13 protein-coding genes are annotated in these 13,357 nt (G+C 41.9%); 8 read left to right on the top strand and 5 right to left on the bottom strand.

The window, feature by feature from the left end:
* Nucleotides 1–43 precede the first annotated feature (43 nt).
* From C5749_RS15485 to mnhG, 7 genes are all read left to right on the top strand, one after another.
* Complete coding sequence (locus C5749_RS15485; protein WP_105727147.1) at nucleotides 44–2,353, top strand: putative monovalent cation/H+ antiporter subunit A; 2,310 nt, start codon at nucleotides 44–46, stop codon at nucleotides 2,351–2,353.
* Nucleotides 2,354–2,416: 63 nt separating this feature from the next.
* Nucleotides 2,417–2,827 carry a Na+/H+ antiporter subunit B gene (locus tag C5749_RS15480; protein WP_105727146.1) on the top strand — a complete coding sequence of 137 codons (411 nt, stop codon included), beginning with the start codon at nucleotides 2,417–2,419 and terminating at the stop codon, nucleotides 2,825–2,827.
* Between the two features lies 1 nt (nucleotide 2,828).
* Nucleotides 2,829–3,185, top strand: coding sequence for a Na+/H+ antiporter subunit C (locus C5749_RS15475; RefSeq protein ID WP_105727145.1), 357 nt, complete (start codon nucleotides 2,829–2,831; stop codon nucleotides 3,183–3,185).
* Nucleotides 3,182–4,693 (top strand): proton-conducting transporter transmembrane domain-containing protein, encoded by a 1,512-nt coding sequence (locus tag C5749_RS15470; protein ID WP_105727144.1) that lies wholly within the window; start codon nucleotides 3,182–3,184, stop codon nucleotides 4,691–4,693. The genes C5749_RS15475 and C5749_RS15470 overlap by 4 nt, the downstream gene beginning before the upstream one ends.
* Nucleotides 4,694–4,696: 3 nt before the next feature.
* Nucleotides 4,697–5,173: a Na+/H+ antiporter subunit E gene (locus C5749_RS15465; protein WP_105727143.1), complete on the top strand. Its 477-nt coding sequence runs from the start codon at nucleotides 4,697–4,699 to the stop codon at nucleotides 5,171–5,173.
* Nucleotides 5,170–5,442, top strand: coding sequence for a monovalent cation/H+ antiporter complex subunit F (locus C5749_RS15460; protein WP_105727142.1), 273 nt, complete (start codon nucleotides 5,170–5,172; stop codon nucleotides 5,440–5,442). The genes C5749_RS15465 and C5749_RS15460 overlap by 4 nt, the downstream gene beginning before the upstream one ends.
* Entirely contained in the window at nucleotides 5,439–5,861 is a 423-nt protein-coding gene (mnhG, locus tag C5749_RS15455) for a monovalent cation/H(+) antiporter subunit G (RefSeq protein ID WP_105727141.1), read from the top strand. Before C5749_RS15460 ends, mnhG begins: the two co-directional genes overlap by 4 nt.
* A 24-nt stretch (nucleotides 5,862–5,885) precedes the next feature.
* Here the strand turns inward: mnhG and C5749_RS15450 are convergent, their stop codons facing one another.
* Nucleotides 5,886–6,974: a lactonase family protein gene (locus tag C5749_RS15450; RefSeq protein ID WP_105727140.1), complete on the bottom strand. Its 1,089-nt coding sequence runs from the start codon at nucleotides 6,972–6,974 to the stop codon at nucleotides 5,886–5,888.
* 207 nt (nucleotides 6,975–7,181) lie between these two features.
* On the opposite strand from C5749_RS15450, the gene C5749_RS15445 reads away from it, so the two are divergent.
* Complete coding sequence (locus C5749_RS15445; RefSeq protein ID WP_342748717.1) at nucleotides 7,182–8,564, top strand: peptidylprolyl isomerase; 1,383 nt, start codon at nucleotides 7,182–7,184, stop codon at nucleotides 8,562–8,564.
* Here C5749_RS15445 and C5749_RS15440 read toward each other — a convergent pair.
* The 4 genes from C5749_RS15440 to atpG all read right to left on the bottom strand — a co-directional run bounded on the left by C5749_RS15440 (nucleotide 8,539) and on the right by atpG (nucleotide 13,278).
* On the bottom strand, nucleotides 8,539–9,408 hold the full coding sequence (locus C5749_RS15440; protein WP_245893806.1) for a DUF4440 domain-containing protein: 870 nt from the start codon (nucleotides 9,406–9,408) through the stop codon (nucleotides 8,539–8,541). The genes C5749_RS15445 and C5749_RS15440 overlap by 26 nt on opposite strands.
* Nucleotides 9,409–9,432: 24 nt before the next feature.
* Nucleotides 9,433–10,905 carry a cysteine--tRNA ligase gene (cysS, locus tag C5749_RS15435; protein WP_105727139.1) on the bottom strand — a complete coding sequence of 491 codons (1,473 nt, stop codon included), beginning with the start codon at nucleotides 10,903–10,905 and terminating at the stop codon, nucleotides 9,433–9,435.
* A gap of 17 nt (nucleotides 10,906–10,922) precedes the next feature.
* Nucleotides 10,923–12,227, bottom strand: coding sequence for a ribosome biogenesis GTPase Der (gene der, locus C5749_RS15430; protein ID WP_105727138.1), 1,305 nt, complete (start codon nucleotides 12,225–12,227; stop codon nucleotides 10,923–10,925).
* A 166-nt stretch (nucleotides 12,228–12,393) separates the two neighbouring features.
* Nucleotides 12,394–13,278 (bottom strand): ATP synthase F1 subunit gamma, encoded by an 885-nt coding sequence (gene atpG / locus C5749_RS15425; RefSeq protein ID WP_105727137.1) that lies wholly within the window; start codon nucleotides 13,276–13,278, stop codon nucleotides 12,394–12,396.
* Nucleotides 13,279–13,357 lie beyond the last annotated feature (79 nt).

Raw genomic sequence — 13,357 nt, 5'->3', positions numbered from 1 at the left:
GTAATTTTATAACGTTCCAACATTGTTTTAAACAAAAGACTGCATGCTATTTACTGTTTTAACAGGGTTAATAACATCAAGCCTTCTCGTTCCTTTCGGCAAGCTTATTAAAACGAAATGGAGTATTGTACTCCCGTTTATACCCGTCATACTCTTCTTATTCTATTTATGGCATGTGCCTGTCATCGCAAATGGAACGAACGTTATCCAGCATCTCGCTTGGGTTCCCAGCTTAGGCGTGAACTTCGACTTCCGTTTGGATGGCTTATCATTACTTTTTGCATTATTGATTACAGGCATTGGAACGGGCATCTTCTTTTATGCCCGCAGCTATCTGAAAGGTCATATTTACTTCGATCGTTTTTTTGCCTATTTGCTCCTATTCATGAGCGCAATGCTAGGTGTTGTATTATCAGATAATATCCTGACATTATTTGTCTTCTGGGAATTGACCAGTATCAGTTCGTTTTTCCTTATTGGTTTCAATAATGATAGCAAAGCATCCCGAAGCAGTGCGTTGATGGCATTGAGTATTACCGGAATGGGCGGTTTCTTCCTGTTAGCCGGTTTGATATTAGTCGGCAACATTGCAGGAACATTCATTATCAGTGAGTTATTTGCATACCACGATCAATTGGTTAGTCATCCGCTATACCCTCTAATTGTTGGGCTCCTATGTATTGGTGCCTTTACTAAATCGGCGCAATTTCCATTTCATTTTTGGTTACCCGGTGCCATGAAAGCGCCGACGCCGGTATCCGCCTACCTCCATTCGGCAACAATGGTAAAAGCAGGAATCTACTTGTTGGCGCGTTTTACCCCGATACTTGGTGACACCGAATTATGGAAGATCACACTCATGGTTGTCGGAGGTTTTACGATGATTTTCGCTGCTGTCCATTCCCTATTCCGGACGGATCTAAAAGGAATTCTGGCTTATTCTACGGTTTCTGCTTTAGGCATCTTAACTTTTTTGCTAGGTATTGGTACAACCGACGCACTCGTTGCCGTCAGCGTCTTTATTTTAGTACATGCACTATACAAAGCTACGCTATTCATGGTGACAGGGATAATTGATCATGAAACACATACACGCGATATCACCAAACTAAAAGGGCTGCGTAAGGTGATGATGCCTGTGTTTATAGCGTCATTATTGGCAGCACTATCCAGTGCGGGAGTACCTTCCACTTTTGGCTTTATTGGGAAGGATTTGATTTATGAAGCAACGTTAAACTTTAGAGAAAGTTGGACTATCTGGTTAACTGCCCTCGCTGTTCTTACGAACATAGGATTGGTAACAGCCGGCTTCCGGGCGGGCATAAAACCCTTTTCCGGCAAATTGCCGGAAACGTTTCAGCAAGCGAGCCTACCGTACCAATCTATGTGGATTCCACCACTTATCTTGGCGGTTTTGGGTATATTGTTCGGCCTGTTTCCAGGTGTCGTCGGCGATTATTTCACCCACCAAACGGCAAACGCGATTGCTGGTGGAGAAACAGATATGCACCTCCAATTATGGCATGGATTTAATACCGTTCTCACATTAAGTGGTGCTACGCTAGCTGCAGGGGTCGCTTTGTATTTTGCCAACAACCCTACTGAAGAGAAATTACTTGCCCTCGAACGATTTAATGTCATTTCATCGCAACATCTTTTCCGTCAACTCGGAAAAGGCATACGACGAGCGTCCAGTTGGTATACGAACAAGATCCATAATGGCTACCTACGCTCCTATCACCTCAAGATAATCCTTTTTGCGGAACTTTTGCTAGGATATAAACTTTGGCTAGGCGGACCTATCCAAATTGACTATGCCAATTTAACACCCTTGTCTTGGTATGAGTTTGGTATTGCAGCCATCTTAATGGGCGCGCTGTATATTATCGTCACCACGAAATCACGGCTAACCTCCGTTGTCTCTACGAGTGTCATTGGATATTGTCTCTGTCTAATGTTTGTCTTCTACAGTGCCCCCGACCTAGGGATGACGCAGTTTACGATTGATACGTTAACGACGGTATTGTTCGTACTCGTTTTGTATAAGCTTCCTCCTTTCATCAATTTCATGAACCGAGGCGTGGTTATTCGGGACGCGATCGTAGCGTTAGGATTCGGCATCATTATTTCGATGATCGTCCTGCGGGTGCTTTACGAGCCTACCACTACCGACATCAGTGATTTTTATGGTGAGAATGCGTATATACTAGCGAAGGGTAAGAATGTCGTCAATGTGATATTAGTAGATTTTCGGGGCTTAGACACCATGTTTGAGACGGTCGTATTAGCGGTCGCGGCATTGGGGGTTTATAGTTTACTCAAGTTACGTTTAAAATCTTCGGAGAAAGAGTAGTGCGTACAAAGTAAAAAATTTTAGTGTGCACCCCGGGTGTAAAATTTATAAAATAGGAAAAAAATGAACAGTGTTATATTACAGACAGCTACGCGGTATTTACTACCCATACTATTATTGTTTTCATTTTTCTTACTACTGAGGGGGCATTATTACCCCGGAGGCGGCTTTGTGGGCGGATTAGTCGCATCCATTGCTTTTGTCCTGCACAGCTTTGCCAACGGCACAGAAAGTACCATGAAGATACTTGGATACAAACCACTTTCATTGATCCCTATCGGATTAGCAACTTTGACAGTAAGCGTAACCGTCCCGTTATTATTTGGACTTCCACCTATGACCGGACTATGGTTGGAAGAACCTATACCGGTTATCGGGATGATTGGTTCCGCACTATTTTTCGATATCGGCGTATACTTGGTCGTTATTGGCGTTGTTTTAACTATTCTGTTCACTATTGCTTTAAACAATTGATATGGAATTACTACTGGTTTTGGTATTAGGATTATTATATGCCGGGGGTATATACCTGGTTCTTCGTAGAAGTATGGTAAGGTTATTATTAGGAATCATGCTATTAAGTAACGGAACCAACGTTTTGATTTTTGTGATCGGAAATATTACGAAAGGAAGTCCTCCGGTAATCGGTAGTGCGGAAAAAGTTTTTCAGGAGATATATGCCGATCCAATTCCACAAGCGTTAATACTTACCGCCATTGTGATTAGTTTTGGTTTAACTTCTTTTGCTATTGTGCTGTTAAAGCGCGTTTACGCATTAGTAGATTCAGACGATCTGGACGATTTAAATACACCCGAAGAAGACGACATATGATAGATAACCATATTTTAGCACCCATTTTTGTTCAGCTGTTTACAGCCATCATCCAGCTTGTATGCTGGCGCAAAACGGTCACACAGCGCTATCTCAGCGTGGGAGGAAGCTTGATCGGGCTTATGGTTGCCTTTCGTCTATTTGGACGCGTGCAGGGAAGTGGCATTCTCACCATGAATGCGGCAAACTGGGATGCTCCTTTCGGGATTGTTTTTGTTGCCGACATGCTAAGCGTCACCTTGGTTCTGCTTACTTCCATCGCGTGCTTTGCGGTCTCCCTTTTTTCATCTGTTGGACTTAGCAGGCAACGAATGCTTTATGGGTATTTCCCCATTTTTCACTTTTTGATCATGGGTCTGCACGGAGCATTTCTAACAGGCGATATTTTCAACTTATACGTATTTTTTGAGGTCATTATTATATCTTCCTTTGTGCTAATGACCTTGGGAGGTAGAAAAGCGCAGTTAGAAGGCGCCGTAAAATACATGGCGATGAATATTCTGGCATCTATGTTCTTTCTAACCGGAATTGGAATGCTATATGGGATTACTGGTTCGCTCAATATGGCAGATTTGTCCATTAGAATTGAAGAAGTACAAAATAAAGCGCTGATAGGCATCACATCCTGCTTTTTCCTAATTGGTTTTGGCATTAAGTCCGCGGTATTTCCTTTGTACTATTGGCTTCCCTCTTCCTATCATACCCCTCCTTCAGCTGTTGCTGCAACCTTTGGAGGACTGTTGACAAAAGTAGGGATTTATGCTATGTTACGTGTATTTAGTCTGATCTTCGTTCCCGACGATTTCATCCGGACACTGTTAATGGTCATCGCCGTATTAACCATTTTGACCGGAGCTCTTGGCGCATTGATCAAAACGAATATACGTCGTTTCTTCTCTTATCTTATTGTCTGCCACATAGGCTTTATGATGGGCGGAATCGCTATGTTCAGCAAGGTCGCCTTGATGGGTGCAGTATTTTATCTGATACACGACATAATGGTCAAAACCAATATGTTTTTAGTAGCCGGACTTATTCGTCAGCTTGGCGGCACAATGGATATGAGCAAACTAGGCGGTTTATACCGCGACTACCCCAAAATATCCCTGCTCATCGCCATTGTCCTATTCTCTTTGGTAGGCATACCACCACTATCGGGATTTTGGCCAAAAGTATTTCTCTTTCAGGAAGCCTTCGCGCAGCATCAATATTTTTATGGTGCCGCGTTGATTATCGGAAGTTTTATAACGCTGTACGTTATAGCCAACATGTGGGTACAGGTATTTTGGAAAAATCTCCCTCCTTCAGAGGAGACGGAAAACCTGTTTGCTCCCATGCCTCCTTACAAAAAGATCTTGATGGTATTACCTATCGGACTGATGGCTCTTATCACACTTTACATAGGATTAAATGCAGAAGCTATCATAAAAACAACAGACATAATATCGACACAGTTACTAGACCCCTCGGCATATATTGAGGCTGTTTTAGGAAATAAAACGGATTAAGATATGATTAAGAATTTTTTAATGAACCTGCTGCTTGCCGGAATATGGATAGCGCTTACTGGTTCACTGTTTTACACCAATTTTTTATTTGGTTTTATGATGGGGTTCTTAATCCTCTGGATTATGAACCGCAACGAAACAGACCAGCGGTATTTTTATCGGGTCCCGAAGATTATAGGTTTTGCTTTCTATTTTCTATACGAAATTCTAAAAGCAAACGTACAAGTTGCATTTGATGTGATTACACCAAAATATTTTTTCAAGCCGGGGATTGTCAAATATCCAATGGCTGCCAAAACAGACTTTGAGATCACCCTGTTGACGACCATGATCTCCCTTACACCGGGCACGCTCATTGTGGATATCAGTGATGATAAAAAGACGATTTATATTCATGTAATGTACCTATCAGACCCAGATGCATTTGTCAGACAGACACAAACGGGTTTAGAGAGAAGACTATTAGCGATTTTAAGATGATTACACTAGAAGCCTATTTCGACTACGTTATCCTGCCGATATTATCGATTTCCGTCATGTTGGTATTTATCCGATTGTTTAAGGGTCCATCGTTAGTAGACCGTGTGATCGCACTTGACTTGGTCATCACAATCGGTATCGGGATTATCACGGTATATAGCATCCGATCTAACCAAGAGGTTTTTCTGGATGTTGCTATTATTCTTGCGCTGATTGCTTTCTTAGGCACAGTGGCTTTCGCTTACTATATAGAAAAACAAAAAAAATGATTGATATTATATTAGCCTTCTTAAGCACAGTCGGTGTCCTTTCTATTTTATTTGCAGCTATTGGAATAATGCGTATGCCGGATTTTTATTTGCGTCTGTCGGTGACAGTAAAAGCCGCTACTTTAGGCGTAGGCTTATTGCTTATCTGTGCTGCTATCATGTTCCCTGACATATCGGTGACTACCAAAGCCATTGCTATCATTTTCTTTTTAATTATCACTGGTCCTATTGGCGCGCACATGATTGGTAGGGCTGCTTATTTTTCACGTACGCCACTTTGGAAAGGCACGATCATTGATGAGCTCGCCGGCAAGTACAACGAAGAAACACACGAACTAGAAAGCGATGGAAAGGACACCAAAGGTGATGATAAAGATCAAGAACCGAACGTTGCTAAAACCGATGAAGAAACAGAATAGCCACGTGGTCATTTCGTTTCTGTATTAAAAAACGATACAAACAGGTGTTGATACTTCAATCTGTTTGCCCGTATCTTTCAGTTCTCCTGTTTCTTGACTTCGTTCAAAAATCGTAATATTATTCGTTTGCTGATTTGCGACGAGCAGAAAACGCCCGTCAGGAGAAATATTGAAGTTCCGAGGCCCCTCCCCCCCTGTAGGGTATACTCTTTTCCATTTCAGCTTACCCGATTTGTCTATTGCGAATAACGCAATGGTATTAGCATCGCCACGATTGGAAGCATAGAGAAACTTCCCATCAGCTGAACGCTTAATTTCTGCAGCGCCATTCCCGCCTTCGAAACCATCTTCATTAATAGAAACAGTATCGACTAACGTCCAGGTTCCATCAACATTTTCATAATGGACAATCTTGGCAGCCATTTCTAACAGAACATACATGTTTTGTCCTTTTTCGTCAAATACCAAATGACGCGGACCCCCTCCTGCCGGGGTTGATAGGTAGCTCTCTTCTACTAAACTATAATTATCATTTGTTTTATCTATCCGGTAAATGGTTATCTTATCCGTTCCAAGATTCTGTACATAAACGCGATGCTCATCCGGGCTAAAGAAAGCAGAGTGTACATGCGAGGCTTCCTGCCTTTCTTTATTTGGCCCGGTTCCCTCTTGTTGGATATGTTGTATCTGCTCTATACCGCCATTTTTCTCGAGTCGATATACCGACAAGGAACCTCCACCATAATTCGACACAATGGCAAGAGGGTGACGTTTACTAACGACGACGTGACACGGTGAAGCTCCTCCAGTAGGGATAGCGTCAACAAAAGATAAAGCATCTCCATCAAAGGTAAAAGACGATAGCGTGGCCGTAGTATCTCCTATCTCATTAACAGCATACAACATATCCCCATTTGCTGACCTCGCCAGAAAGGAAGGATGCTCGCTAGCCGTCGACGAGTACATCGTTGCATCTCCTGTATGCTTGTCAAACATATATAAATAGATACCTTGACTGCCTGCATGGGTGTATGTACCAATAAACATCGGAATCTCCTGTGCTATCGAACATTGGGTTAAACAACTTAACATAAATATCATTGCTGCTCTCATTATTATTGTCTTAATGAAGTAAATAACGCTAAATTAAACATTTTAGCACATGAAAGACACCTCTTTTATTTTTTAACATTTTTAACAAATTAACGAGCAAAGTTTTAGTACTTTTGGCAAGAAAGTATATCACCAAGATTAGCCGAGCGTAAAATCGATACAAACTCGCTATTTATGGTAATTTTGTACTGCAGAGAGGCAACGTTTATGATGAAGAAATATATAAGTTTACTGGGTATAGCAATCGCGACCATCATTGGTTTGCAATCGGTGTATGGTCAAGGGAGATTAGTAGACCGTGTAGTCGCTACCGTAGGTTCCAGCATTATCCTGCAATCCGATGTAGAAATGCAATATGCGCAAAACCTCGCTCAAGGAATGAAGCCGGATGACGATTTCAAATGCTATATACTCCAACAATTAGTTACACAAAAGTTGTTATCTCAACAAGCTGCGATCGACTCTATCGAAGTGTCCGAAGCAGAGGTGGACGATAACCTGAACAGACGGATGCAGATGATGGTAAGACAAGCAGGAGGAAAAGAGCGGTTGGAGGAATTTTTGAATCGGTCACTTTTGCAATATAAGGAAGAGATGCGTCCCAATATCGCCGAACAGCTTAAGGCACAAAGAATGCAACAGACCATCGTTTCTAAAATCGCCGTTACACCCGCAGAAGTAAAACAATATTTTGAAAGCTTAGACCAAGATAGTCTCCCTTATTTTAACACGGAAGTAGAGATTGGTGAGATTGTTATCAAACCGGAATTAACAAAAGAAGAAAAGGAGCAATTCAGAAATAAAGCCGAGGGGTATAGGCAACAAGTCTTAAACGGTTCGGATTTTGGAACGGTGGCACGCCTGTACTCGGAAGATGGTTCAGCTCCGTATGGTGGGGAGCTCGGTTTTGCTACGCGCGACAGCTATGTCAAAGAGTTTTCGGCAATGGCTTTCAAACTCAAAGAGGGAGAAGTTTCACCTGTCTTCGAAACACAATTTGGTTTTCATTTCTTACAGGTCTTACAGCGGCGCGGCGAGGAAGTGAATGTACGTCATGTCCTCATAAAAAAGAAACCTACATCCGCTAGCTTGCAGCGTGCCAAGGCTAAAATCGACAGCATTTATGATAAAGTAACCGATGGGAAACTAACCTTCCATTCGGCGGCAGTTCTGCATTCAGACAACAACGAAACTAAATTTTCCGGGGGGATGATTACCAATCAGGAAGACGGTTCTCCCTTAATCCAAATAGACCGACTAGATAAGGAGACATTTACCGCGATTGACCCATTGAAAGTTGGGCAATACTCCAAATCTTTCCTTTCTTCAGACCAGACAGGTGAACAAGTGTATAAATTCATCTATCTCAAATCACGCATAGCACCACATAAAGCAAATCTAGAGCAAGATTTTGCTAAGATACAGGAAGCAGCCAGTCAAGATAAAGTCAATAGAACACTTAGCGAATGGTTCGAACAACGTAAGGTGGGCACCTTTATTGACATCAAGGAAGATTTCCTTACATGTGACGAACTGAAACTTTGGTTGAATAATACAGACGACGTTATCGCTCAAACATCATTTCCATGATAACCCGCCACTGATAATCGTTTTTTAATTGCCAAACACGAATATAGTTAAATTTCGCGACTTTTTCTTTAGACCTCACGGTCGCGGTTCCAGAAGTGTAAGCATATTCTCCACTATAAGCACGGCCAACACCAGATGGATCTGTTGTGATTTCAATTCTTTTTTTCTTTAGAAAAGCAAGTACGTTTTTCTTACCCTCTATTTCCGCCGCCCACGGATAGTAATAACGTACGTCATCTGCTAGAAATTCATTGAATGCTGTTTCATTATTTGCTTTCAAAATCGTGGAGAACAATTCGTCACTTTGTGTTACTACTTCTTCTCTTTGCTGCAAACGAACCTTCGAGCGATGTTTTAGGTACCATGAGTCGTCAGGTTCGTAGTATACCAAATCCGATTTCGGCCCTTTGCCAAAATTCTCGACTTCCGCTCTTATATGTACTTTCCAGTTTCCTTTCCTATCACGACGCCACACCGTAAGATACTGTCCATATCTTTTAATTGCACCTACCTTTTGAAACTCCATCGGCCCAGACGTAATTCCCCAATCCAAACTTTTCGAAACCAACGCAAAATTTGGTTCCCAAAACATGACATCTGGAATATTCGGCCGATTATTCAAGTAATTTAATGCGTTTACCGGTGATGGAACATACAAGATAGATTCTTTGTCCACAATAGACATAAACGCTTTGTGCGGAGTCTCTCTTTTTGCCATGTTAGCCGCCGTCCGATCAGCCGTAATCAAACTTCCCACCTTATCAGGTAACTGCGCATGTGCATCAACGAATGCCATGCTGAATACTACCGTGGCTATTAATGAATAGATTTTTGTCAAGTTCATTTACACAATTTTGCCGTTTTACAATCAAATCTTATTCCAAAGCGTTCCATCTTTACTATCTTTTAGTTGAACGCCAATAGACTGGAGATCTTCACGGATACGATCTGACGTCGTAAAATCCTTACTTTTCTTTGCTTCATTTCGCAGATTGATGATAATCTGCATCAATGCTTCTGTATCGTCGGTGTCCCCTGCTAATGCTTCATTTCTCAATCCCAATATATCGACCACAAACACTTGCATAAACGATCTAAGCTCGTCCAGTGTCAATTGATCCATCGCCATCTTACCGTCGTATGCCGCATTGATAAAGCGGACGGCTTCAAACAATTCCGCGATGAGTACCGGCGTATTAAAATCGTCGTCCATAGCCTTATAGCACCGTTTCTTCAACAAGGAGAGATCGAAGGCGCCGTTATTTTTATTCGAAGGTTTTATCTTTTCTAACAATGCAATGGCATTCATTAAACGCTTATATCCCTTATCTGCGGCATCCAATGCCTCATTGGAGAAATCCAGTGTACTACGATAATGCGCCTGCATCATAAAAAACCGAACAGACATAGGTGAATATCCTCGATCTAATAGGGGGTGATTGCCCGTAAACAGCTCATGAGGCAAAAAGCCGTTTCCGGCAGATTTCGACATCCGTGCACCGTTCACCGTCAGCATATTCGTATGCATCCAATATTTTGCAGGCTGAACGTGATGGCAGGCTTCCGATTGGGCTATTTCATTGGTATGGTGTGTCGCGGCGAGATCCATTCCGCCACCGTGGATATCGAATTGGGCACCGAGATACTTACTACTCATTGCCGAGCATTCAATGTGCCAGCCCGGAAAACCTACACTCCAAGGAGCTGGCCAACGCATAATGTGTTCCGGCTTCGCTTTAATCCAAAGGGCAAAATCCAGACGCCCATGCTTTTCGTCCTGTCCCCCCAGTTCCCGTGTATTATTTAGAAGATCCTCCAGCTTTCGGTTGGTTAAAATTGTATAGTCGTGTTCTTTTACATATTTCTCTACATCGAAATACACCGTACCGTTGACCTCATAAGCATAACCATTGTCGATAATGCGTTGCACCATCTCAATTTGCTCCAGGATATGTCCAGTTGCCGTCGGCTCGATACTAGGTGGTAAGGTATTGAAAAGACGTAACACCTCATGAAAACCTAGCGTATACTTCTGTACAATTTCCATGGGCTCCAATTGTTCCAATTTTGCCTTTTTGGAAAATTTATCATCTCCTTCATCCCTGTCGCCTTCTAGATGCCCGGCATCCGTGATATTTCTTACGTATCTTACCTTATATCCTAGGTGTAACAAGTAACGAAAAATCAGGTCGAAGGATACAAATGTACGGCAATTTCCCAGATGCACATCGCTGTACACCGTTGGACCGCACACATACATGCCTACGAAAGGCGAGTTAAGGGGTTCAAATTTTTCTTTTTTTCTGGTAAGGGTATTATAAAGAACAAGATTAGGTTCCATAAAAATCTATAATCAGCTTACTTTTGTCTAAAATATATTTGAATAGGTACTCCAGTAAAATCAAAATGCTCGCGCAATTTATTCTCGATAAACCGCTTATACGGCTCTTTGATATATTGTGGTAGGTTACAGAAAAACGCGAACATCGGCGAACGTCCAGGGAGTTGCGTAATATATTTGACTTTGATATACTTTCCCTTGATAGCTGGCGGCGGATAGTTTTGGATGACTTCCAGCATAACATCATTAAGCTTAGAGGTCGGTATTTTTTTCGTTTTATTCGCATACACCTCCATGGCTTTTTCCACCACTTTAAATATACGTTGTTTTTCTGTTACGGAAGTAAAAATGATCGGAACGTCTGTGAACGGCGAAATTTTCTCGCGGATACGTGACTCAAACTCTTTGGTGGTCTTGTGATCCTTTTCAATGGTATCCCATTTGTTGACCACAATCATCACACCCTTCTTATTCTTTTCTGCCAAGTGAAAGATGTTGATATCTTGCGATTCAATTCCATCATTAGCATCCAGCATCAGAATAACGACATCCGAATCTTCCAATGCTTTGATCGTCCGCATAACCGAATAGAATTCAATATCCTCGTTCACTTTATTCTTCCGACGAAGCCCTGCCGTATCGATCAGCAAAAACTCGTTGCCAAATTGATTATAGTGAATACGGATAGAGTCTCGGGTCGTACCAGCAATATCGGTCACAATATTTCTTTCCTTACCTAATAGTGCATTCGTCAACGAAGATTTTCCTACATTCGGACGGCCCACAATGGCTAACTTGGGTAAATTGACTTCTTCTTCCTCTTTCTCTTCGGGGAAATGAGACACTACGGCATCTAGCAGCTCCCCTGTACCCGACCCCGTTATAGAAGAAATATTATAAATTTCACCCAACCCAAATGCATAAAATTCTGCTGATTCATGGGTTCTTCTGGCATGATCTACTTTATTGGCGACCACATAGACAGGCTTTGAGGTCCGACGGAGTAAATCAGCAATTTCATCGTCTAGATCCGTAATACCCGTAGTCACATCCACCATAAAAAGGATAACAGATGCTTCATCTATGGCAATATGAACCTGATTCCGAATAGCTTCTTCGAAAACATCATCTGAACCATGAACAAACCCACCCGTATCAATAACCGTAAATTTCTTTCCTATCCATTCCGCCATTTCATAGTGGCGATCACGCGTTACCCCACTAAAATCGTCAACGATTGCCTTTCTACTTTCTGTTAAACGATTAAATAATGTCGATTTCCCTACGTTCGGGCGACCAACAATTGCCACTATATTTGCCATACTATATTTTATACAAGCGGTGCTCAAGATTTATATACTCGCTCAAACACCATCACGTTTCCATCTTTTTATAAGGTCACAAAGTTACGCAAAATAGATGGTATATAAGCTAATACTAAAAAAGGGAATCCGTGAAGATTCCCTTTTCTTAACATGATACTATATCTTATCCATTTGATAAGGCCGCTGCACCAGAGACAATCTCCGTCAGCTCGGTTGTAATAGCAGCTTGCCTTGCCTGGTTGTAAGACAACTTTAACGCTTTCAGTAACTCACCTGCATTCTCAGTTGCTTTATCCATCGCTGTCATACGTGCTCCGTGTTCCGATGCATTAGAATCTAAAACCGCTTTATATAATTGCGTTTTGATAGCCTTAGGGATGAGTTCTTCAATAATTCTTTCTTTGGACGGCTCAATAATATAATCCGTTTCCGATGTTACCGCGGTTTCTGGCTTGTCTTGAGGCACTAACGGCAACAGTTGTTCGGTGGTTAGCACCTGAACAGCCGCGTTACGAAACTCGTTATACACTACTTCTACCCGATCAATGTTTCCCGCTTTGAACTCCTGCATAGCATATTCCGCCACCTGGGAGACATTCAAAAACTTAAGGTCGCTATACAATTCACTATAGTTACCGATAACATTAAAACCGCGCTTTTGAAAAAAATCGTGTCCTCGTTTACCGATGGCTATAATGCTTAGATTACCTCGGGCGTGTTGTTCAGCATATTTACCGAAAATCAGGTTATTAGCTGCTTTGATCGCGTTCGCATTAAATGCGCCTGCCAACCCTCTATTGGAAGTCAATACAATAACCAATACCTTTGTGGGTATACGATCTTGTGTATAAGGCGAATCAATCCCTTCAACAGAAGCAGAAACTTGTGCCAGAATATCCCTTAATTTGTTGGCATAAGGACGTAACTGTACGATAGCGTTTGTGGCACGCTTCAATTTCGCCGCAGCCACCATTTTCATGGCTTTGGTAATCTGTTGCGTTGATGTTACCGAACTAATCCGGCTTCTTACTTCTTTTAAATTTGCCATTCTTTTTTTAGTAGTTAGGCGTTAGAAATTAGCAGTTAGATTTCTATATAGTTCCTAACTCCTAATTCCTAGCTCCTAA

This window comes from Sphingobacterium gobiense, from assembly GCF_002980575.1.
Taxonomy (GTDB): Bacteria; Bacteroidota; Bacteroidia; order Sphingobacteriales; family Sphingobacteriaceae; genus Sphingobacterium; species Sphingobacterium gobiense.
The sequence above is the reverse complement of the archived record's forward strand: the minus strand, read 5'-3'. Positions and strand labels throughout refer to the sequence as shown.